Origin of the sequence: Solibacillus ferritrahens, from assembly GCF_037027585.1 — a bacterium.
In the GTDB taxonomy this organism is placed as follows: Bacteria; Bacillota; Bacilli; order Bacillales_A; family Planococcaceae; genus Solibacillus; species Solibacillus ferritrahens.
The window spans coordinates 23951-45826 of record NZ_JAXCLE010000020.1; the positions used below are offsets into that span (position 1 = coordinate 23951).

22 protein-coding genes are annotated in these 21876 nt (G+C 36.8%); 3 read left to right on the plus strand and 19 right to left on the minus strand.

Going from position 1 to position 21876, the window contains the following annotated elements:
• Window positions 1-21: 21 nt before the first annotated feature.
• From pseB to SNE38_RS16230, 18 genes are all read right to left on the minus strand, one after another.
• The gene (gene pseB / locus SNE38_RS16145; RefSeq protein ID WP_191702127.1) at window positions 22-984 is read right to left on the minus strand and encodes a UDP-N-acetylglucosamine 4,6-dehydratase (inverting); all 963 of its coding nucleotides are present in this window, start codon (window positions 982-984) and stop codon (window positions 22-24) included.
• A 13-nt stretch (window positions 985-997) separates the two neighbouring features.
• Window positions 998-1348 (minus strand): hypothetical protein, encoded by a 351-nt coding sequence (locus SNE38_RS16150; RefSeq protein ID WP_191702126.1) that lies wholly within the window; start codon window positions 1346-1348, stop codon window positions 998-1000.
• On the minus strand, window positions 1345-3021 hold the full coding sequence (locus tag SNE38_RS16155; RefSeq protein WP_336046888.1) for a motility associated factor glycosyltransferase family protein: 1677 nt from the start codon (window positions 3019-3021) through the stop codon (window positions 1345-1347). Before SNE38_RS16155 ends, SNE38_RS16150 begins: the two co-directional genes overlap by 4 nt.
• A gap of 199 nt (window positions 3022-3220) precedes the next feature.
• On the minus strand, window positions 3221-4033 hold the full coding sequence (locus SNE38_RS16160) for a flagellin N-terminal helical domain-containing protein (protein ID WP_191702124.1): 813 nt from the start codon (window positions 4031-4033) through the stop codon (window positions 3221-3223).
• A 245-nt stretch (window positions 4034-4278) separates the two neighbouring features.
• Window positions 4279-4500 carry a carbon storage regulator CsrA gene (gene csrA / locus SNE38_RS16165; protein ID WP_336046889.1) on the minus strand — a complete coding sequence of 74 codons (222 nt, stop codon included), beginning with the start codon at window positions 4498-4500 and terminating at the stop codon, window positions 4279-4281.
• Entirely contained in the window at window positions 4501-4944 is a 444-nt protein-coding gene (gene fliW / locus SNE38_RS16170) for a flagellar assembly protein FliW (RefSeq protein ID WP_191702122.1), read from the minus strand.
• Between the two features lie 14 nt (window positions 4945-4958).
• Window positions 4959-5525, minus strand: a complete 567-nt coding sequence (locus SNE38_RS16175) for a DUF6470 family protein (protein WP_191702121.1) — start codon at window positions 5523-5525, stop codon at window positions 4959-4961.
• A 161-nt stretch (window positions 5526-5686) separates the two neighbouring features.
• A complete protein-coding gene (flgL, locus tag SNE38_RS16180; RefSeq protein ID WP_191702120.1) occupies window positions 5687-6646 on the minus strand; it encodes a flagellar hook-associated protein FlgL in 960 nt (319 codons plus the stop codon).
• Window positions 6647-6679: 33 nt separating this feature from the next.
• On the minus strand, window positions 6680-8428 hold the full coding sequence (gene flgK / locus SNE38_RS16185) for a flagellar hook-associated protein FlgK (RefSeq protein ID WP_336046890.1): 1749 nt from the start codon (window positions 8426-8428) through the stop codon (window positions 6680-6682).
• Between the two features lie 98 nt (window positions 8429-8526).
• On the minus strand, window positions 8527-9030 hold the full coding sequence (locus SNE38_RS16190) for a flagellar protein FlgN (RefSeq protein ID WP_191702118.1): 504 nt from the start codon (window positions 9028-9030) through the stop codon (window positions 8527-8529).
• A gap of 35 nt (window positions 9031-9065) precedes the next feature.
• Window positions 9066-9326, minus strand: a complete 261-nt coding sequence (gene flgM, locus SNE38_RS16195) for a flagellar biosynthesis anti-sigma factor FlgM (protein WP_336046891.1) — start codon at window positions 9324-9326, stop codon at window positions 9066-9068.
• A gap of 167 nt (window positions 9327-9493) precedes the next feature.
• Window positions 9494-9904: a TIGR03826 family flagellar region protein gene (locus tag SNE38_RS16200; RefSeq protein WP_191702116.1), complete on the minus strand. Its 411-nt coding sequence runs from the start codon at window positions 9902-9904 to the stop codon at window positions 9494-9496.
• Window positions 9905-10002: 98 nt separating this feature from the next.
• Window positions 10003-10608 carry a ComF family protein gene (locus SNE38_RS16205; RefSeq protein WP_191702115.1) on the minus strand — a complete coding sequence of 202 codons (606 nt, stop codon included), beginning with the start codon at window positions 10606-10608 and terminating at the stop codon, window positions 10003-10005.
• Window positions 10601-11680, minus strand: coding sequence for a DEAD/DEAH box helicase (locus SNE38_RS16210; protein ID WP_318247655.1), 1080 nt, complete (start codon window positions 11678-11680; stop codon window positions 10601-10603). Before SNE38_RS16210 ends, SNE38_RS16205 begins: the two co-directional genes overlap by 8 nt.
• A gap of 654 nt (window positions 11681-12334) precedes the next feature.
• Window positions 12335-13177 carry a DegV family protein gene (locus SNE38_RS16215; RefSeq protein ID WP_191702113.1) on the minus strand — a complete coding sequence of 281 codons (843 nt, stop codon included), beginning with the start codon at window positions 13175-13177 and terminating at the stop codon, window positions 12335-12337.
• 167 nt (window positions 13178-13344) lie between these two features.
• Window positions 13345-13860, minus strand: coding sequence for a nuclear transport factor 2 family protein (locus tag SNE38_RS16220; protein ID WP_191702112.1), 516 nt, complete (start codon window positions 13858-13860; stop codon window positions 13345-13347).
• A gap of 255 nt (window positions 13861-14115) precedes the next feature.
• The gene (locus SNE38_RS16225) at window positions 14116-14790 is read right to left on the minus strand and encodes a response regulator transcription factor (RefSeq protein ID WP_191702111.1); all 675 of its coding nucleotides are present in this window, start codon (window positions 14788-14790) and stop codon (window positions 14116-14118) included.
• 22 nt (window positions 14791-14812) lie between these two features.
• A complete protein-coding gene (locus tag SNE38_RS16230) occupies window positions 14813-15976 on the minus strand; it encodes a sensor histidine kinase (protein WP_191702110.1) in 1164 nt (387 codons plus the stop codon).
• A gap of 161 nt (window positions 15977-16137) precedes the next feature.
• On the opposite strand from SNE38_RS16230, the gene SNE38_RS16235 reads away from it, so the two are divergent.
• The gene (locus SNE38_RS16235) at window positions 16138-16773 is read left to right on the plus strand and encodes a YigZ family protein (protein WP_191702109.1); all 636 of its coding nucleotides are present in this window, start codon (window positions 16138-16140) and stop codon (window positions 16771-16773) included.
• A 135-nt stretch (window positions 16774-16908) separates the two neighbouring features.
• Window positions 16909-17958 (plus strand): LCP family protein, encoded by a 1050-nt coding sequence (locus SNE38_RS16240; protein ID WP_191702108.1) that lies wholly within the window; start codon window positions 16909-16911, stop codon window positions 17956-17958.
• Between the two features lie 131 nt (window positions 17959-18089).
• Here SNE38_RS16240 and SNE38_RS16245 read toward each other — a convergent pair whose 3' ends face one another.
• A complete protein-coding gene (locus tag SNE38_RS16245) occupies window positions 18090-19145 on the minus strand; it encodes a glycosyltransferase family 4 protein (RefSeq protein WP_191702107.1) in 1056 nt (351 codons plus the stop codon).
• A gap of 369 nt (window positions 19146-19514) precedes the next feature.
• Here SNE38_RS16245 and secA2 point away from each other — a divergent pair, with 369 nt between their 5' ends.
• Window positions 19515-21875 (plus strand): accessory Sec system translocase SecA2, encoded by a 2361-nt coding sequence (gene secA2 / locus SNE38_RS16250; protein WP_336046894.1) that lies wholly within the window; start codon window positions 19515-19517, stop codon window positions 21873-21875.
• The last annotated feature ends 1 nt before the right edge of the window (window position 21876 follow it).

Here is a 21876-nt window from a genome sequence, read left to right on the forward strand (position 1 = left end):
AAAAAAAATGTAGTCAAAAGACTACATTTCCCCAACTAATTCCTTTAATTCATCAACTTTTAGCCATTCCGTATTATTATCACTAGTATACGCAAAGCCTTCTGGTAATGATTTACCTTCACCATTGTTTTCTTCTTCCCACCAAGACAACTCTGGTAAAATTGCATAATACGTATCATATTCAACCGTATGACGCGCATCATCTTCCATAATCATTGCCTCATGTAATTTTTCACCCGGACGAATACCAATAAAGTCAATATCACATTCAGGCGCAATAGCTTTTGCTAAATCCATAATATTCATACTTGGAATTTTAGGGACGAAAATTTCGCCACCCTTCATACGTTCTAAATTATCGAGCACAAACTGAACTCCTTGATCTAGCGTAATCCAGAAGCGAGTCATACGCTCATCAGTTATTGGCACTCGACCAGTATGCTTAATTTTTTGGAAGAATGGTACTACACTACCTCTACTCCCCACCACGTTACCATACCTAACTACCGAGAACTGTGTTTTCTTTTCCCCAACATACGCGTTGGCAGCTACGAATAACTTATCCGATGCTAATTTTGTTGCACCATACAAGTTTACAGGTGAACATGCTTTATCAGTAGATAATGCAATTACCTTCTCTACTCCACGATCAATTGCTGCTTCTACAATATTTTGTGCTCCATGTATATTAGTTTTAATTGCTTCAAATGGATTATATTCACAAGCATCTACGTGCTTCATTGCAGCAGCATGGATGACAATATCTACTCCATCAAATGCACGGTATAAACGCTCTTTATCACGAACGTCACCAATGAAGAATCGAATTCTATCATCTTGGAACTCCTGTTTCATTTCATATTGTTTTAACTCATCTCGACTAAAAATAATTAATTTCTTTACACCTAGCTCCAAAGCTTTTTTAGTAAACTTTTTCCCGAAAGAACCTGTGCCACCTGTAACTAATACAACTTTATCTTTCATGTCTATACCTCTTTTAATTTTTTACTGTTACAACTGGTATGTCTGCAAAATACTGCGCTATTTCATATTCAAATAAATCCGCAACTAAAAAGTAATCTTGCATAGTTAAACCTTCATTAATTTCTTCAAAAAAGTTTACAATTTTTTGTTCATTAAACATTGAAATCACATTTTGTGTTTTGAAATAATTATTTGCCGTAATTAACCAATTCATTCCTTCAACAAAATTTGTTACTTCTTTCAATGCAATTTGAACTTGTTTATTTCTAAAGCTCTCAGCTATCGTCATAGAGCCTGTTGCAACCAGTTTAATATATTGATTAAACTCTTCAATTAGTTCATCGATTTCAATGTTTTCCGTCATATTGTTTTATTCTCCTTTGACATGAGCTGTTCTATAAAATACTCAATTTGTTGATAACAAGATGTATATAAATCTAGTGCATAGTTTTTGGCTCTAAGATTTGACTCTACGCTCGTTTCATTGACTTTTGGTAAATATTCATGACTACAACGATCAAAAATTGGTTCAAGTAACGTCTCTAAACTATATTTCTTATATAGGTTATTTAGTTCTTTTTCTATTTTACCAATTTTATTTACCTCATAACTTGTTAGCTTTAATCCTATAGAATTATTGATTACTTGACTACCTTCTTTTAATAATTTTAATATTTTATTATAATTATTAATTTCTGTATTAAAAAACTCTTCTTCTATATGTGTAGATTGATCTAGAACTTCTCCAACAATTTTAGGAGCCTCTTCATTCGTAAATTTCTCTAAAAATTCTCCAAAAGGTAATTGATCAATGCTATGAATTTTTGCTCCACCTTCAGTACAATTCCAAACATTTTTTCTTTCAGTATCTAATAGAGGGGGCTCATTGAATGAGTTCATCATGATTTTCAAGGTTTGGGTAGTAGTTACCATTTCTCCATAATACCCTTCTACTAGAACCTTTTTACTTGTAGGCAAATCCTTCGCACTTTTATTGCATTTCACTCCTGTTGCATGGGATTGATCATTCGTTAATGCTAAATCTTGCCCAATTAAAGCAATAGGGCCTGTAGTTATATATTTTGCAATTGACAAAGCATAATGAGCAACAGAACCACCACCGTGTATTAAAGGTAACTTTTTAGAAAAACGATTTTCGAAATAATTCTTATACTTCGGTTTTACGGAAGGAATAAAAGCATAACCCTTTCCTTCAAAAGAGTCTCTTACTTTATAATGATTTGTTGGACCATATATTAAACTTACTTCTTTTTTAAATGATAAGCTTTCAAAATGTCTTGCATTCGGTTCACCACCATCAACGGAAACGATATAATCGGGCATAATATTATTGGCTATTAACGCATTAATTGTCGAGCCCGCACAAATTAAGATTATTTTATTTCGATATTCTTTTAATAAACTTAACTGCTTTGTTAAAGAAGGGCCTCCTGCAGCAATTACTACTGGAGCTGTATATTCTTTTTCTAACTTTCCTAAAGTAAAATCGCTTAAAATATTATTAGTATTAAGCAACAAGTTTTTTTGCCATGCTACTGCGAAATGTTTAGCTGTGGCAATATTTGAACCTTGTTTATAATGGTTATTTTTCACAATTTCCAGCACATTTTTTAATTCTAGAGGAAATAATTTATCGTAATTTATCGAAGTAATGATATGGACATTTGTCGAATAAGTAGATAATTTATCTACCATATCAATGATTTTTGCTATATCATTCGCTTTTGCTGAATAAAATCTATTATAAGTAGGATTAAAAACATCTATATAATTATGGTCCATTAAGGGATCGATTAATAAAATCGGTTCATTAAAATGAAATTCTTTTATTAGTGCATCCACTATATAACCTAAGCCATAACCAAAAACAATATGTAAATGATGTGGTTTATATTCTTGTTTTGCTATTTGTTCTGCTTCTCTTAAAGGGTTATATTTGCTATGTAAGTAAAATCCATTCACTTTTACAGTTTCAGTTCCAACTTTCGAAATTTCTTTCTCAATTGCCAAAGTCATGTTGCCACCTCTTTCATATATAGTATCGACAAAATGAATAGTAAATTAACTGTTATTAAAAGGATAACAAACTATACTGGTTATAGTTTTTAAATATGGAGGATGTGTGAATACCATATGGTTCTTTTGTATATCCATTGCTTATTATAAGCAAAAGAAAAACGGCCTCCAAAAAGGAGGCCGTTTAACGGTATTAAAATTAACCTAATAATTGTAATACGCCTTGTGGTTGTTGGTTAGCTTGAGCTAACATAGATTGAGCTGCTTGCATTAAGATGTTGTTTTTAGTGAAGCCCATCATTTCTTTAGCCATATCTGTGTCACGGATACGAGACTCAGCAGCTGTTAAGTTTTCAGATGTAGCACCTAAGTTGTTGATAGTGTGCTCTAAACGGTTTTGAACAGCACCTAGTGCAGAACGTTGAGTTGAAACTGTAGATAATGCATTATTAACCGTTGTAATCGCAGTGTTAGCACCAGCTTGAGTTGCAATATCAACACCATCAATGCCTAAGTCAGCAGCTTTCATGCTCTCAATGCTTAATTCAATCGATTGATCAGCATTAGCACCGATGTGGAATACTTTATCCGTGAATGCACCTGCTAATAATGTTTGAGTATTGAACTCTGTATCTTCTGCGATACGAGTAACTTCACTTAAAAGTGCTGTTACTTCTTTTTGTAATGCGCCACGGTCAGCATCAACGTTTGTATCGTTTGCAGATTGTACCGCTAATTCACGCATACGTTGTAAGATTGAGTGAGTTTCGTTTAACGCACCCTCAGCAGTTTGGATTAAAGAGATTGAATCTTGAGCGTTTTTAGTCGCCATATCAAGACCGCGAATTTGTCCACGCATTTTTTCAGAGATTGAAAGACCTGCAGCGTCATCGCCAGCACGGTTGATTTTGTAACCTGAAGATAACTTCTCTAAGTTTTTAGAAGCCTCTGTGTTGTTGAAAGAAAGGTTACGGTGTGTGTTTAAAGCTGAAATGTTATGTTGAATTCTCATTTGGAATTCCTCCTTGAATTGTTTTTATATGACCCACATCCTTGTGGGAAAGCTTGGCATTGGCTAGTACCTCTGCCTTACATTATATATATCGTAACTAGTTTGAAATGTTTAATAGTTTTTAAATAAATTATTTAATATTTTTTTTAAAATGACCATTCGGACAAAATTATAAATGGAAAAAATATAAATTAAAAAAGCCTCATCGTAGAAAAATATCATTTTCCACCATAAGACTTCTACATTTATTTTTTTATTTTAAATTGCTTCAACATATCAATTGAACTAGCCATAGCCTCTTTATTTTGCTGCTGAATCGCTTCAAATACTTCAGAACGATGAACCTTAACAGACTTTGGAGCCACAATCCCCAACTTTACTTGGTCTCCATCAACAGAAATAACTTTCACTTCAATTTGGTCGCCAATCATAATTGTTTCGCCTTTTTTTCGTGTTAAGACTAGCATTTATTTTTCACTTCCTTCAGAAATGGCGATTTGATAACGTAATGGGTATTTCTCGCTATCCTGTAGGACAATTTGTTTGCCTAGCTTTTGTTTCGTATTGATGATAATTGGCGCAAGTAAGTTAATTGTAGAATCCGTGAAATTTTCTTTTAATGTGATGACCGTATATGTTGCGACTTCACTTTCTTCCATTAGCTGTAACTGTTCTTTGTCTTCCTCGCTTAAATCAAAGGTATAATCGGATTTAAAGGCAAATGGATACCCTACAACAAAACCAATTTGCTCATCTTCAGTCGATTGTAATAAGGCAATAGGTAAATCAGCATCTAACCCTAAAAGGATGTATTTCGTATATTGTTGAAACCCAGGTAAGCCTTGTTCGAATGTAAGTATTTCTGATTGCTCTATTTCTACTTCGCCTAAAAATTTTGTTTGAATGTTCATTGGTTCCGCTCCTTTTAGCCGATAACGTCAATTTGCACATCTGGTCTAACCATCATTTTGCCACTTACTTTTCCATAAGTGAAGTCAATTTGTGGCTTGTTCACTTTTACGTCAATTTTCGGTGCATTGCGTTCGATATTTACGTTTGTTGTTCCCGGTGTAATATTTACTTTCACTGAGCCAATCGACGGAATAAATTTAATATTGTAAGGACCTGGACGTTCTGGTCCATGATTTTGCTTGGAGATATTTTGGATTGTAGCACGGCCTTGATTCTTTCCAGCACTCATCATGATTTGACGGCCTTCACCCATTCGTCTGGACATTCCCTTCAACATTTCTTGCCTTCCCATTTGTGCATATTCTCTTATAAACTCACCAACTGGCTTTGACCCTAAATCTCGCCACATTTGATCCATGTTAATATCTAGCTTGGCGTTTGTTGTATTAATTTGGACCGTTGCAGCAGGTTGGGAAATTTTTAAATCTGCTGGTCGCTGTCGAATTTGTTGAAATGGCTTTGTTATTCTATAATCCATTTGTATATCAGTCGTTGAAATTTGAATTTGTGGGAATCGCATATTTTGAGGTCTCCCTTCTGTTCAATAAAAGCGCTTGGAGCATGTCCAAACGCTTTTAATGTAATATGAGTTAAAACGTTTAACGGATAAAATCTACTTTCTTATCTAAAACCGTTTGTGCCTGTCGCTTTGCTTTCGGCACAGAACTTTAGTAGATTTCATTAACGGATGAAATCTACTAAAGTTTGTTGGATAATTTTAGCTCCAACAGATAAAGACGCTTGGTGGATAGATTCGGCCGTTACCATCTCTGTAATTGTTTTAGCATAATCTGTATCTTCATTTAATGACTTTTGCTTTGTTACATTGACTTCCTGCATCTGAAGTCGACTTTCCATTAATTCAACACGATTTTGCTTTGCACCAACTTCAGCTCGCTTAACTAGCACTTTTTCATTTAATGCATCAAGGCCTGGAATAGCTGGATTACCTCCCGCAATTAAGTTAACTCCTAGTGAGTCTCCAATATCTTTACCTGTTGTCGTATTGTCTTTTAAAAGGTTTTCTACCTCAGTCATGAATGTGTTTATTTCTTTAAACAGTCCAACACCTTCAGTATTGATTTGCATCTTGATTCCGTCAAAAACATTAATATCAATTGATTTTTCAGTTGCTACTAAAGGTGCGTTAGGGACAGCTATTCTATCAGGAACTGGAGTAAACTTTGTATTAATTGCATCATTTACAAATAGGGGATCGTTTGTATGGGTTCCCGAGAAGATATAGTTTTCTCCAACCTTTGTATTCCCCAAATCTTTAAGATGCTGTCTTATTTGACTAATTTCCTCATTAATTTTCTGACGATCCTCAGGTGTATTTGTATCATTTGCTGCTTGAACGATTAGCTCTTTGACACGAATTAATGATGTTCCTACTTGATCTAAGGCTTCATCAGTGCCGTCCAACCAGGTATTAGCTTGGTTCAAGTTTCGTTGATATTGCTGATTTTTATCTAAATCAACACGATATCCCATTCCTTTAACCGCAACTACTGGATCATCAGACGGGCGGTTAATAATACTACCCGAATTTAATTGTTCTTGATATTTCGCCATTTTATTATAACTATTATTTAAGTTACGAAGCATATTACTAGAGAGCATCGATTGTGTTACGCGCATCGTATTATTCCCTTCTTCCTAGCAAATTTTATATTATAGACCTACGCGGCCCATGCCGTTTATAATCTTGTCCAATGTTTCGTCAATCACAGTAATCATACGTGCATTCGCATTGTATGCTTGCTGGAATGTAATCATATTTGTCATTTCTTCATCTAGTGAAACCGAGTTATGAGATGCACGATTGTTTTCGATTTGTAGATGTAACGTTGTTGAGTTGTATTCATTTGTTATTGCTTGCTTTCCTTTTACACCAAGTTCTCCTATTAGCGATTTGTAATATGATTGGAATGTGCCACCTTGTAAATTACCTAAAACAGCTGATTGCAATGCGGAAAGGCCGAGTATGTTTTTATTGTTACCTTCTTCTATTTTAAACATTAGTAATCCTGTTACAGGATCAACGGCTTGGGTATTGGTAGTTTGATCAATTATTGGTTCCAGTCCCCCTGCTGCGGCAACTTGTTTTGGATCAGTAATTGCAACCTTCATGTCTCTAGCAGTTGTTCCACCAAAAAAGTTAACTCCTTGTAATCCTTCAAGATCTACCCCATTTGAGTGGACTGAATTAAATTGATCAATAATTTCTTTTGCTAAGCCATCAATTTTTTTCATCATTTCAGGGTAAGTCCCTTGCACATTTTTAGCCGCATCTTCATAACCATACGCATCGATTAAAGCAGCTAATCTGCCTTTACTTGGCTCAAGAGCATTATGATTCACGTTCTCTTCATTACGTGGATAAACAAATTCCGGAACACTATAGTTTGGATCATAATCACCATGATTCGGATCTTTAGCATTTGGATTATATGCTGGATTTAAAGTTTTAATAGGCACACTTGTCATCACAATATGAGAAAATGGTGAATAGCCTGCTGTTTGTGAATTGTCCACGTCACCATCGATTGCCTTATAAACGGGATTACCTGCACCATCAAGAACCGGATTGCCTGTAGCATCTAGTTCTGGTCCTACCGATGACAAACTCCCAAACTCTTTTCCTCGCACTAAATCAATTGACTTACCACTCGCATCTTTATACGTTATTGTCATACTTCCTTCAGCGATTGCTAGTGCATTACCGCCTGATTTTTCCAAAGATATAGATACAGGAATAATATCGTTTAATTGATCGACTAACACATCACGCGTATCGTAAAGATCATTTGGCATATATCCATTTGGCTCTACTGTTTGAATTTGCTTATTAATATCTGCAATTTGCTTCAGTAAGCTGTTTACTTGATCCGTTACAACATTAATCTCATTCCCAATATTCCCTTGAATTTGCTTCAGCTGGGTGTCCATATAGTTGAACGAATCAGTTAATGATTGTCCTTTTGAAATCATTACTTTACGCGCTGCTGTATCTTTAGGGTCGTCAATAACATCCTCCATCGACTTCCAAAATTCTGTAAACGCTTTGTTAATTCCAAACTCTGAAGGTTCAGCCATAATATCTTCCATTTGCGAAATTGACTTTGTAGTCGATTGCCAATAACCCAACTTATTAGTTTCTTGACGATATTGTCGGTCTACAAACTCATCTCGAATCCGCTGAACAGAGCTTGCCTGCACACCTGTTCCGATATGCCCAGCTGTTTTCCCAGTATTTAAGCCAGTACCTGGAAATCCTGGTGTTGTCTCCATATTAACTCGTTGACGAGAATAGCCTATTGTATTGGCATTTGAAATATTATGTCCTGTTGTATAAAGTGCTGATTGCTGCGTGTATAGACCACGTTTGCTTGCTTCAAGTCCCATAAATGTTGAGCGCATGTAAAGGGCCTCCTTTTAAGGTAGTGTTTTGGATTTTGTTAAATTTCTACAAAAAAACGCATGTATCGCTCCCGCTGCATGCGGAAACTTACATGCGATTAGGCTTTAAATTCATTGAACGATCGTTTTGTGATTTCTGAATTCCCACGTATTTGAGCACCTGAGTAATTAAACTGCTCTGTACGTTGCGGACGCATTGCATCTAATGTCACATTTATAAATTGCAACGAATTAAGTACCATTTTTTGATTTAATTCGTTTTGGATTTTCAGTTGATTTAATAGTGTGACTAAACGTTCGCGTACATTTACTAATGATTCTTTTGATTCGATGTTTTCAGCAGCATTAATCACATCGGCAACAGACGGTGTGTCAGTGAGAGCAATTCCATTTGCTCGGAGGTAATCCGTTACCATCGACTGACGCTGTTGTTCCAGTTTATTAATTGCTGCTACATGTGCCTGTTCATTTTTGATGAGCTGATCAAGCTTTTCCATATCACCTTGCTTAATATATTCCGTTTTCGCAAGTGCTAGCTCCAGTAAACTTTTATGCATTTTCTCTAGCTTCTCCAGCGTGACGACAATGTTGGCAATTGACATGTAATTAAGCGCTCCTTACTTCTAATATATTTCGGTTATCCTCGGAAAAATTTAAGCATATCTTCTGCAACTTGTTTCGCGTCTACTTTGTAATTCCCTGCATCAATATCTTCTTTAATCTTTTTCACACGTTCTGCACGTTCGTTAGCATACGTTGAATTGGCCTGCATTTCTTTTGCTTTTGTGGAAATTTCGATATGATCTGCAAATGATTTTGGAGTCTCTGCATTTTTCACAGGGCGTGCTTGCTTATTATAAGTATTGATCGCCTGTACATTAATTGGATTAATTTTCATTTTTAAAGACCTCCCTTTTAATAAAAGCATTGTCTATTCTTTATTTCGACTGCTTCATTCAATTGTTTATGCTTTAATTCGAAAAAACACTACCTATATTGAAATTATAAGCTTATTTTATGAAAAATAAAAACGAAGTCCCATGAAAAAGACTTCGTTTTAAGACCCTATTTTTTTTCTGATAGGTATGTGCTACGATCGCGGCGCTTAATATCATTGCGAAACTCTTGAGCTGCTTCGAATGTACGTAATTCTGATTTTAGTTCACCTTGGCAATTATCACATAGTTTACCTTTGTTTGTTAAATGTCCGCAATTATCACATGGATAGCCTAAACTTGGGAATACGGCTGGGTGTAAACGACCTTTTCTCACCCATTTATATAACATGTCACGCTCGACTCCTGTCGCTTCTACGATACGGTCCACATTCGCTGCACGGTTTTCCCGCTTACGTAAAAAACGATAGACGACTTGATACATGTCCTCTTCTTTTTGTGCACAATTATGGCATACTTCTCTCACGCCTGTATAATTGAAAAAACCCTCGCATACTGGACAATTCCGTAATTCCGCCATATACATCCCCCTTTTTCCTTACAATTCCTCATAGTCAATTATACATAATCCATAGGTATTTTTATTGACAACTTTCCAAACTCTCTAAGGTGGCCGTTTTAGCCATGTATGAGCGTAAAGCCTTTCACCGTTTTTGCACCAGCCTGCAGTAACGCTCTTTTCGCATGGTTTAAAGTAGTACCTGTCGTATAAATATCGTCCACTAAGAGTAAATTTCCACCTTTTATTTCCGTTACGTTCACTACTTCAAAGAGCTGTGGCGTTTGTAATCGCTGTTCTCTCGTTTTTAACGCTTGCTGCTCATTTGACAGCTTTATTAAATGATGGGCAAAGGGAATACTGGCTGCCTTCAATAATTCGTCAATATGAGCAAAAGTTCTTGTTTTTAAATTTTCGAGGTGCATCGGTATGGGAATAACGAGCCGCTTTTCATTTTTGAGCTGTTCATGAAGAATACGGTTGAATACATGGGCGAGAACTATATCATGAAGGAATTTATAGCGATGCAAAAAATCTTTCATCGCTTCATTATAATGGTATAAAGACACGACTCCTTCTTCCTGTTGTTGTTCAACTCGATGGAAGCGTTGTTCACAGCGTGGGCAAATTGTTTGAGGCAATGTTTTTCTTAGAAGCTCTTCCCACCCGAAACTTTGGTTTAGCTCCCGTTCACAAAGCAAGCAATGCTGGATAGGCTTATTCATAATAATTCATCTCCAGTATTTTCTTACGTGCCTGATCCATTTCCATCGTGATGCCGTGATGGAAAAATACAATATCACCTGATGGATAGTGCATATTCCGTCCAACTCTTCCGCTAATTTGGATTAGCGCACTGGATGTAAAAACAGGATTATCTGCTCCAACAACTGCTACTTGTACATTTTTTATCGTTATACCGCGCTCTAATATTGTTGTCGTCAATAAGCCTTTCCTTTCTTCATTGCGCAATTGCATTACTTTCTCTTTTCGGTCAGGGTCTTCGGAATGGACACTTTCAATTGTTGGTTCGATATGCTGAAATAGGGGCGTCGCTTGTTCCATTAATTCAATGGTCGGAAAAAAAATAAGGAAGGGCTGTTGATTTTGGAGCCTTTGTTCCACCCAGTTTTTGAGTTTTTGAGGGATTTTTTCTTTGTAAAATACTTTTTCATAATTCCATAGTGCCTGATATCGCGGGACAGGAAGTAACTGTCCGTGAAATCTCCGCGCAATAAAGGAGTATCCCCATTTCTCATTTCTTTGCTGAATGAGTAGTTTTGTTGAAGGCGTGGCGGTAACAAAGGCTATTGGTGCTTTGGCTTTTCTAGCTTTCATTACTGCACGCTGCAATGCTTCGTCATACGTATAAGGAAATGCATCAGCTTCATCCACAATCATCACGTCAAACGCATTTTCAAACCGGTAAAGCTGATGTGTTGTTGCAAGAATTAGCTGTGCAAATTGTGTATCATTTTGTGCGCCGCCATATAGTGCATGAATCGTAATTTGCTGAAAGACTTGTTGAAAGCGGGGATAAAGCTCGAGCACCACATCCGTTCTCGGCGTTGCTACACAAACTCTTTTCCCAGCTTTAAGTGACGCGTAGATAGGAGCAAAAAGGATCTCTGTTTTTCCAGCACCACAGACAGCATGAATGAGGTGGTTGCGGTTTTGCTTCAAGCTAGTTAGGAGTTCATCAGCCGCTTTTTGCTGATGAACAGTAAGCTTTCCCGTCCAAGTAAAATCAACTTGGGATTTCTGCATGCGGGAGCGAGGTTGTTCTTTTTTCCACATTATTAGCTCATCACAGCTGCACATGCGTCCCATCGTAATACAGTGACGGCAATAATGACACGTTTTCTGGCACTTAGCACAGTGAAAGGAAATAAATTTTGGCCGTTGTTCATTTAGACAGCGGCGACATTTTAGCTTGGGCTCTGTAATAACAGCTGGAGTGATATCAAAATACCCCCGTTTGATATAAGTTTCAATTTTAGACTGTGGATATGGCGTGTTCATGCGCGACCAAATACGACCAGTGAAGAAATTTTTGATAGCAGGTTCAGGGATGAAGCCATAGTAGCGGGTAGGTTTTTGAGAGGAGGATGATGCTGTTGATTTGGAGGTGGAAATGGGCCGGAATAATCGGTAATGCTTTTTAATTGTTGATATAGTTGTTATGGACATAGTTTTCGCTCCTTTGTTTTGTTTATATTTTTAAATAACCTATAAGGTTTAGTACCAGGGTTATTTTTCGTGCGGCAGTTTCTACTATCCTCTGTTCACGTTCCACTTTCTAAATGAGACTTTCTAATATCTAATGTGAAACACCAATTCCCACTTACCCTGTTCACAATCCTTTTTCGGCACAACATTCTCACCCTCAATAAACAAAAAAAACAGCCACTCTACTAATAAGTTAGTAGTGACTGTTTGCGCATGGTTGTATTACTTTTTCATCCAGCCGATTGCAATGGCACCTTCACCTAAGTGTGTACCGATCACCGGACCGAAATAGCTAAGCGTGAAATCGACTGTTGGATAAGCAGCCGCGAGTGAACCCATCCATTCACGTGCTTCATCCTCACAGTTGGCGTGAATTACTACCGCTTGAAGTGCACCATGTTTTTCGACCGCTGATGCTAATTGCTCTTCTACACGGCGTATTGCTTTTTTGCGTGTACGAATTTTTTCGAATGGGACAATTACTTTGTTCTCAAACGTTAAAATTGGTTTTACTTGCAGTAAGCCACCAATTAATGCCGCTGCCGCCGATAATCGACCACCGCGTTGTAAATGCTGTAAATCATCGACAATAATATATTCATCCATAGTATGTTTCAATTCGTTTAAGTGGGCCATAATCTGTTCCCCTGATGCACCTTCCAAAGCTAGTTTAGCCGCTTCCTTCACGTACATCCCCTGCAAATATGCCGCAACTTCTGAATCAAATGCGTATATGTTAGTCCCTTCCACCATACCGCTCGCTTGTACAGCACCTTGGAAAGTTCCGCTAATGCCGCTTGATAAATGGATTGTTACGATCTCATCATATTCTTTTTCTATTGTTTCAAAAAGCTCGACGAATTTTCCGACAGATGGCTGTGTTGTTTTAGGAAATTCCTTAGCACCACGCACTCGGTCATAAAACTCTGAAGCTGTAATATCAATTTCCTCATCATAAAATGTTCCTTCAATGTTCACACTCAATGGAATCATATGAATATTGTACGTTTTTCGTTCTTCAAGTGTTAAATAGGCTGTACTATCTGTCACAATTGCTGTTTTCATTGCTCTCCCACTCTCCTATGTTCACTAGTTTACATGAACTTTATGTAATTGTGAACGAAAAAATGCCTTTTCTGTAGAGAACTTCCCTCTTCCATCAAAAGTTTGTTATACGAAAAAACATCTCAACGATTATTTTCGCAAGATGCTTTTCATGTATATTAAAAGTATTATTCACTGCCAATATAATAAATGCTCGAAACTTTCCAACCGTCTTCTTTCATAAATACGGTTACTTGTCGACCCACACCGGAAAGCTCAGCACCTGTTTCCATTTCTTTTGTTTCTGTCTTTAAATTTGAAAAAACCTGCGCTTCTTCTCCACTATATTTTACAATTGTTATATCTTCTGCGGTACGCTTCACATCATATTGATCAAATACTGCGGATACGGCTTGGATATCTTCTTCATAATTGAAGCCTTTAGCATTTTTTGAAATAATATTTTTATAACGTTCTAAATCTTTTTCATTGAAGGCTTTAATATATTCATCAAAGGCAGATATAATTTTCTTTTTTTCTTCCTCAGGAACTCCAGTAGCTTCCTGAATTGAATCACCTAAAATTTCAAAACCAACCGTACCTTCATCGATCGTTTTTTGCAGTTTTTCTGGTGATGCGTCTTTTTCGTCCCCACAAGCTGCAAGTACAATTATCGACAGGACAGCTATTAACCACTTTTTCATAATTTTTCAAACCTCCCGCAAAACATTTTAGCATACAACTATCTAAACTTCGATGTCCCGAACATTCTCTTAAGCATCTATAACACATATAGACGAAACTTGTTCACAGATGTTTCTTATATTGTAGCTAATCGAATTAAATATAGCTGGGAAATTATGAGAATATATAAGGCGATAACTAACCTGGAAGCATCACTATTGCAAATAAAAAACAGAGATACCAAATCGGCTCTCTGCTTTTAACATTAAATAGTATTATCGAACCTCTACCCAGCCATTTTTAATTGCTGTTACAACGGCTTGTGTACGGTCGTTTACATTCATTTTTTGTAAAATGCTTGAAACATGGTTTTTAACCGTTTTTTCCGAGATGAAAAGTGTCTCGCCAATTGTACGGTTTGATTGACCATCCGTAAGTAATTGAAGCACTTCACATTCACGCTTTGTTAATAAGTGGAATGGACGGCGAATTTCCGTTTGGTGGAAATTCCCTTTATTTTCGTGCTCAGATAAGCGGCGGAATTCCGCAACCAGGTTTTTCGTTACTTTTGGATGCAAGTATGAACCACCATTTGAAACAACTTTAATAGCTTCAACGATTTCATCGGCATCCATCTCTTTAAGCATATAGCCTAAAGCACCTGATTTTAATGCATGCGTTACGTATGATTCATCGTCGTGAATAGATAAAACCATTACTTTTGCATCCGGGTATACTGCGAGTAAGTCAGCTGTCGCTTCTACACCGTTTTTGCGAGGCATGTTAATATCCATTAACACAACATCAGGTTCATTTTTTTCATATAGACTTACTACATCTGTTCCATCATCACCTTCAGCAACAACCTCAAATGTATCTTCAAAGTCTAAAATTCGTTTTACCCCTTCACGGAATAGTTGATGATCATCAATAATAATAATTTTCGTCATTAAGAAACCCCCTGGAAACTTTTTAATATATCTCTTCATTTTTTGATGGTAATGGAATTTTCATTAAAATGGTAGAACCGTTACCAATATCACTACTAATTTTTATAGAGCCTTTTAATAACTCAATTCTTTCTTTCATTCCTATTATACCAAATGCTCCCTGTCGAACATTTTCCGTATCAAATCCGGCTCCATTATCTTTCACGACAACATTTATTTCGGCTTCCAGCCACTCAATTTTTACAATAATCAAGTTGGATTTTCCGTGTTTTATTGCATTATTTACACTTTCCTGCACTAACCGGAAGATCGCTACCTCATAATTAGAAGGAATTCTGCGCTCATTATTGTACGAGATGAATTGAATGTCGGTATTCGGATTGTATTCCATCAGTGTAGATAAGTACTTCTTTAGTGTCGGGCCAATCCCTAAGTCATCAAGTGCCATTGGACGTAAATCATAAATAATACGTCGTACTTCAGATAAAGCATTACGAACACTGACTTTTAAATCATTTATTTCGTTTAATGCAGCCTCTACTCCCTTTTCTCGGTATGTACGGTCAATCAAATTTGAGCGCATGAGTACATTTGCCATCATTTGTGCTGGCCCATCATGAATTTCGCGTGACAATCGCTTGCGCTCTTCTTCCTGAGCAGCAATAATACGAATACCAAAGTCTTGCTTTATTTTTGCTTGTTCCAGTGCTGCCCCAACGTTTTTTAAATCGGTCGTCAAAAAATTAATGACAACATTTACCTGGTTCACAATATGATCCGCTCTTTCAATCGTATCATAAAGTGTACGCAATCGTCTTTCTAAATCGTCTCGCTTATCTCTTAGTTGTTTTTCGCGCTCACGGCAAATGGTAACTTCTAATTGGAGCTTACTTGTATTTTCATAAGCCTCACGAATTTGTTGTTCGGAATGTTCATTGAAATTCCTGCTAACAACGACTAACCGTTGTCTAGATAATTGTAACTTTCTTTCTAAATCATCACTTTCATCGATGATAATCTTTATTTCTTGACGAACAATCTCCAACTCTTGTTGCATATCTTCGAAGCTTCTTCGGCTTTGTTCACTTATTATAAATATATCATCTTTAGAATTTGTAATAGTTTCTAACATTCGATTAAATATTACATCCAGCGAGGCAACATCTATTTGATTATTTTCAAGCACTTTTCCCCCACCTTACTTCCTAAGAATGCGAACTACTCTATCTTTTTATTATATTTACAACTATTATAGTACATAAATATTATAGCATTATTCAAATATTTTTTAAGTTAAATTATGACCACAAATTCTAAATCCATATGGTAAAATAAGGGGAATATATAATGAGAAACAACTATTTAACCGTAAAAAGTTACGGAGAATCGGAAATAATTATATCAAAATCACGGTTTTTGACATATGTCAATCGTGCAGAGACGGAAGAGGAAGCTCTGCTTTTTATAGAAAAAATAAAAAAAATACATGCCGGAGCTACTCATAACTGCTCTTGCTATATGGTTGGTGAGCATGATCAAATCCAAAAAGCAAATGATGATGGGGAACCAAGTGGTACTGCAGGCGTTCCTATGTTAGAAGTTTTAAAAAAACAAGGTTTAAAAGATACGGTTGTTGTCGTAACCCGCTATTTCGGTGGCATAAAGCTTGGTGGAGGCGGCTTAATCCGCGCATATGGTAAAGCTACGACTGAAGGGATTACCGCTGCTCAAGTTGTCGAGCGTAAATTACATTATTTATTGAAAATTAGGATTGATTATGTGTGGTTGGGGAAAATAGAAAATGAGATTCGTAGTTCGCACTATATGTTACAAGATATTCACTATGCAGAAAATGTCGAAGTTTGTGTGCACGTTCTAAAAGAGGAAGAGCAGATTTTTGTCGATTGGATAACGGAATTAACGAACGGCCAGGCAACGATAACAAACGAGAACGCAGTGTTTATCGAGTTTCCCCAGGAGTAATGATGCTTCTACTGCTTAAGAATGACATCGTTACTTTACGACAAAAGTAGATTGTAGTATATTATATTAGATTGAAAACACTTATAATACTCGTTTTAATATAGTAACCTATCCCTAACCTAGAGGAGAATATTTATGAAAACAAGGCAAACTAAAAAGAAGGGCTCGTCGAAAATCAAACTGTTTTTCAAAGTAACGATGCTCCTTACCTTATCGCTTGCAATTTGTGCGACTGCATACGGTGTTTATTTAACAAAGCAGGCGGAACATGCTGCTAATAACGCATACGAAGTGATAGAAGACCGGAAAGTTTCAGAAAATCGCGAAGTAAAAGTAGAGCCGGCACAAGACAATGTTTCGATTTTAATGCTTGGTGTCGACGATAGTGAAAAGCGTGGTCAAGGCGCGGATAGTTCCCGTACAGATGCACTTTTGCTTGCCACTTTAAACAATAAAACTAAAACTGTTAAGCTAGTTAGTATTCCACGTGACTCCTACGTATACATTCCGCATATTGGGTACAAGGATAAAATCAACCATGCCCATGCTCGTGGTGGCACACTCGCTTCTATTGAAACGGTTGAGGAATTATTTGATATCCCAATTGATTACTACGTACGTTTAAACTTTAACGCATTTATCGATATTGTTGATGCATTAGGCGGTATTGAAGCAGAAGTACCTTACGCAATGCTCGAAAAGGATGAATTTGATCGTAATACGGTAAACTTAAAACCAGGTATACAGACTTTAGGTGGGCGTGAAGCACTTGCACTTGCCCGTACACGTAAGCAGGATAATGATATTGAACGCGGAAAACGCCAGCAGGAAATTATTAAAGCAATCGCTACAAAAGCTTCCTCATTTACATCGCTTACAAAATATGACGATGTTATTTCAGCAGTTGGTAACAATATGAAAACAGACATGACTTTCACTGAAATGAAGTCTTTCTTCAGCTACTTAACAAATGGTATGCCTCGAATTGATACATTGACGTTAGAAGGATATGACGATATGTCAACTGGTGTATACTACTACAAATTAGATGAAGATGCACTGGATGAAGTAAGCCATATTTTGCAAAGTCATCTAGGTCTAAACCCTGAATCTACTAATATTTCAGGTACTAGCTCCCAAACGAATTCTGCATATACAACAAAATCTAATACAGATACACAATAAACCAAACCAATCTCCGTTCATTCGGAGGTTGGTTTTTTATTCTTTTATAGCGTAATAATATTGCAAAATGAACTATTCCCCAAATAAAAAACAAGTAAACAGCCGTTAGCCATTTACTTGTTTCGATCTTTTCATTTGTTGAATATCCTTACTAGATTGAGCAATGGTTTATAGTTTTTCCCTGCTAGGCCAATAATTTCAACAAATAACTCAATCGCCACTAAAATAACAGCAATTAGTAAAATTGCGCCCCATACTTTTGCCATTGAGAAAATTACGGCTGCGAGACCAAACATAGCTGCCATCGCATAAATAATCATTACTGTTTGAGAATGAGAAAAACCTACATCCAATAAACGGTGATGTAAATGGGATTTGTCTGGATCCGACCATTTTTTACCACTGCGCAAACGACGCACAATAGCGAAGAATGTATCAGAAATTGGAACACCCAACATAATAACAGGAATAACGAATGAAATAACTGCTACATTTTTAAAACCTAAAAGTGCAAGTACTGCAATCATAAATCCTAAAAATAATGCGCCTGTATCCCCCATGAAAATTTTCGCAGGGTGGAAATTGAAAAACAGGAAACCAATTGTCGCTGCAGCTAAGATGGCTGCCATTGCAATTACAATACCATTCCCCATAATCATTGCCATAACCGCCAATGTGATTAAGGCTATTGTCGATACACCCGCAGCAAGTCCATCTAATCCATCGATTAAATTAATTGCATTAGTAATGCCGACAATCCAAATAATAGTAAAAGGAATACCTAACCAACCAAATTCAAGTTCTCCACCAAATGGTAAGTTAATATTATCGATTTGAATGCCACCGCCAAATACAACAATACAGGCTGCTATTATTTGGCCAAGCAATTTAGCCTTTGCTGAAATCTCCCGCATATCATCCACAATACCTGTAATTACGATAATTGTCGCAGCGATTAAGATCGCATATAAATAATCACTTTGAAAGTTCGTAACAAATTTTAAAAGTAAAATCCCAATCATAAACGCACCAAAAATTGCTAAGCCACCAAGTCTCGGCATAATGCGCGCATGCACTTTACGATAGTTTGGTGCATCTACAGCTCCAAGGCGAAAAGCCAATCGCTTCACAAGCGGAGTTAGTATAATTGCAGCAATAAAAGCTACGATTAAAGACACGTAAATCATGTCTCTCCTCCTTAATTTTTGTAGGGTCAAAACAATACGATTAATCGCAGCGTTTAAAATTCCGTAAAACTCTACATTATTTTTCATGATTAGTATAGCATGATTACTTCATAAAATATAGATATATTTCCTTCCACTCTTTTTACTCGTATGCCATAAATTGTTTAACTATGTTTTATATACTAAATATTTTGTAATATAAAAGGATTATTATTAAAAAAAACATTACTCTTTACCGTATAATTTTCCATATTATTTCTGCTATTCCTGTGAATACCCTTTTGATTGGTAGTCTTTTTAAGCAAAATTTGATAAAATAATTGAGTGTCTACTATATTAAAGTAGCCAATTTTAAAGGAGAGTAAAATAATGTTCTCAATTTTCAAACGCAGTAAAGAGCAAACTAGTGCTCGAGAGCTAAAAAAATACTACAAAACTGTAGAGCAAATTAATAAACTCGAAGCCATATATAGTCCAATGTCAGATGATGAGCTTCGAAATATGACATTTACATTTAAGGAACGTTTAGAGAACGGCGAACAGCTTGTCGACATTATCCCGGATGCATTTGCTGTTGTCCGTGAAGCTTCCAAACGTGTATTAAACATGCGCCATTTCGATGTCCAGCTGATTGGTGGTCTAGTATTAACTGAAGGTAATATTGCCGAAATGCCAACTGGCGAAGGTAAAACATTGGTTGCCTCACTCCCTTCCTATGTACGTGCATTAGAAGGTAAAGGAGTTCACGTTATTACAGTAAATGATTACTTGGCAAAACGTGACTTCGAATTAATTGGACAAATTCACCGTTTCCTTGGTCTAACAGTTGGTCTTAACGTACCGATGATGGAACCGGCAGATAAAAAGGAAGCGTATAATGCTGATATTACATATGGTGTTGGGACGGAATTCGGTTTCGATTACTTACGTGATAATATGGCTCATACTATTGGTGATAAAGTTCAGCGACCTTACCACTTCGCCATTATTGATGAAGTGGACTCTGTTTTAATCGACGAAGCGAAAACGCCGTTGATTATTGCAGGTAAAATGGGTGCCAATGAAGAATTGCACCGCATTGCAGCAATGCTGGCAAAACGTTTCAAACCTGAAGAAGATTATGATTTCGACGATGAAACGAAAGCAACTTCATTAACGGATCAAGGTATTGAAAAAGTTGAAGCTGCATTCGGGGTCGACAATTTGTATGACTTAGAGCATCAAACTTTGTATCACTATGTGATTCAGGCTGTCCGTGCACACGTAATGTTTGAGCTTGATGTCGATTACATCGTACGTGATGACAAAATCGAGCTAGTGGATATGTTCACAGGTCGTATTATGGAAGGTCGTTCACTTTCAGACGGTTTACACCAGGCAATCGAAGCAAAAGAAGGCGTAACGATTACTGATGAGAATAAAGCACAAGCACAAGTTACAATTCAAAACTACTTCCGTATGTACCCGAAACTATCAGGGATGACTGGTACTGCGAAAACACAAGAAAAAGAGATTTTGGAAGTTTACGGCATGCGCGTTATTCAAGTTCCAACGAATCGCCCGCGCCGCCGTCTTGACCAACCCGATCTAGTATTTGAAAAGATTGAGCAAAAATACGAATATGTTGCCCAGGAAGCATTACGTCGCCATGAAAAAGGTCAACCGATATTAATCGGAACAACTTCTATACTACAATCCGAAAAAGTAGCTAGCTACTTAAAGAAATACGGATTGGATTTCCAATTATTAAACGCAAAAACAGTCGAGCAAGAGGTTGAATTAATCTCAGAGGCGGGGCAAAGAAGCCGAATTACAGTTGCCACTAACATGGCCGGTCGTGGTACGGATATCGTATTGGGAGATGGCGTTGAAGAGCTAGGCGGTCTGTTTGTTATCGGAACGGAAAAGCACGAAAGCCGTCGTGTTGATAACCAGTTACGCGGACGTTCCGGTCGTCAGGGTGACTTAGGCGAAACTCAATTCATCCTATCCATTGAAGACGATATGTTCAAGCGTTTCGCGAAAGATGATGTAGAAAAATTCCGCAAAAAAATGACTACTAACGACATTGGTGTCGTACAGAATAAAGAAGTGACAGAGCTAATTGAACGTACACAGCGTATCGTTGAGGGTGCACATTTCTCTATGCGTGAATACAACTTAAAGCTGGATGATGTTATTAATGATCAGCGTCGAATTGTCTATGATTTACGCGATAAAGTATTAAAGAATGAAGATATTATTCCTTTACTGATTCGTATGATGTATGAAACAGTGGACTTTGCAGTTCGTGAAAATGCCCCAGAAGATAAAGATGTTATTGAATGGGATTTCGATAAGATGGAGAAAACAGTAAACTCCCTATTTATTGAGCCTGTCAAAGTTAATCGCGATGAAACTAAGGTGAAAAATTTACTTGATGCGATGGATCCTCCTGTAAAACAATTAAAGGCTGTAATCGAAAGCTTTGAGGAAAACGAACAAATTATGTCAGTTATCCCAAAGGTAATGCTAAGCTATATCGATCATATGTGGGTAAAGCATTTAGAGCAAATGACGCATTTAAAAGAAGGTATTGGCTTACGTCATTACCAACAAGAAGACCCAATGAGAATTTACCAACGTGAAGGTTTAGAATTATTCGGTAAAAACTATCAAGAACTTCGTCGTACAATTGTAGAAGAACTTGTTGCATTTATGAAAAATATTACGATGAATGTGGAGGAATAAC

What these genes read in the sequence shown, in the direction of transcription:
- pseB (WP_191702127.1), bottom strand. Translation starts at nt 984, where the DNA reads ATGAAAGATAAAGTTGTATTAGTTACAGGTGGCACAGGTTCTTTCGGG.
- SNE38_RS16150 (WP_191702126.1), bottom strand. Translation starts at nt 1,348, where the DNA reads ATGACGGAAAACATTGAAATCGATGAACTAATTGAAGAGTTTAATCAA.
- SNE38_RS16155 (WP_336046888.1), bottom strand. Translation starts at nt 3,021, where the DNA reads ATGACTTTGGCAATTGAGAAAGAAATTTCGAAAGTTGGAACTGAAACT.
- SNE38_RS16160 (WP_191702124.1), bottom strand. Translation starts at nt 4,033, where the DNA reads ATGAGAATTCAACATAACATTTCAGCTTTAAACACACACCGTAACCTT.
- csrA (WP_336046889.1), bottom strand. Translation starts at nt 4,500, where the DNA reads ATGCTAGTCTTAACACGAAAAAAAGGCGAAACAATTATGATTGGCGAC.
- fliW (WP_191702122.1), bottom strand. Translation starts at nt 4,944, where the DNA reads ATGAACATTCAAACAAAATTTTTAGGCGAAGTAGAAATAGAGCAATCA.
- SNE38_RS16175 (WP_191702121.1), bottom strand. Translation starts at nt 5,525, where the DNA reads ATGCGATTCCCACAAATTCAAATTTCAACGACTGATATACAAATGGAT.
- flgL (WP_191702120.1), bottom strand. Translation starts at nt 6,646, where the DNA reads ATGCGCGTAACACAATCGATGCTCTCTAGTAATATGCTTCGTAACTTA.
- flgK (WP_336046890.1), bottom strand. Translation starts at nt 8,428, where the DNA reads ATGCGCTCAACATTTATGGGACTTGAAGCAAGCAAACGTGGTCTATAC.
- SNE38_RS16190 (WP_191702118.1), bottom strand. Translation starts at nt 9,030, where the DNA reads ATGTCAATTGCCAACATTGTCGTCACGCTGGAGAAGCTAGAGAAAATG.
- flgM (WP_336046891.1), bottom strand. Translation starts at nt 9,326, where the DNA reads ATGAAAATTAATCCAATTAATGTACAGGCGATCAATACTTATAATAAG.
- SNE38_RS16200 (WP_191702116.1), bottom strand. Translation starts at nt 9,904, where the DNA reads ATGGCGGAATTACGGAATTGTCCAGTATGCGAGGGTTTTTTCAATTAT.
- SNE38_RS16205 (WP_191702115.1), bottom strand. Translation starts at nt 10,608, where the DNA reads ATGAATAAGCCTATCCAGCATTGCTTGCTTTGTGAACGGGAGCTAAAC.
- SNE38_RS16210 (WP_318247655.1), bottom strand. Translation starts at nt 11,680, where the DNA reads ATGTGGAAAAAAGAACAACCTCGCTCCCGCATGCAGAAATCCCAAGTT.
- SNE38_RS16215 (WP_191702113.1), bottom strand. Translation starts at nt 13,177, where the DNA reads ATGAAAACAGCAATTGTGACAGATAGTACAGCCTATTTAACACTTGAA.
- SNE38_RS16220 (WP_191702112.1), bottom strand. Translation starts at nt 13,860, where the DNA reads ATGAAAAAGTGGTTAATAGCTGTCCTGTCGATAATTGTACTTGCAGCT.
- SNE38_RS16225 (WP_191702111.1), bottom strand. Translation starts at nt 14,790, where the DNA reads ATGACGAAAATTATTATTATTGATGATCATCAACTATTCCGTGAAGGG.
- SNE38_RS16235 (WP_191702109.1), top strand. Translation starts at nt 16,138, where the DNA reads ATGAGAAACAACTATTTAACCGTAAAAAGTTACGGAGAATCGGAAATA.
- SNE38_RS16240 (WP_191702108.1), top strand. Translation starts at nt 16,909, where the DNA reads ATGAAAACAAGGCAAACTAAAAAGAAGGGCTCGTCGAAAATCAAACTG.
- SNE38_RS16245 (WP_191702107.1), bottom strand. Translation starts at nt 19,145, where the DNA reads ATGATTTACGTGTCTTTAATCGTAGCTTTTATTGCTGCAATTATACTA.
- secA2 (WP_336046894.1), top strand. Translation starts at nt 19,515, where the DNA reads ATGTTCTCAATTTTCAAACGCAGTAAAGAGCAAACTAGTGCTCGAGAG.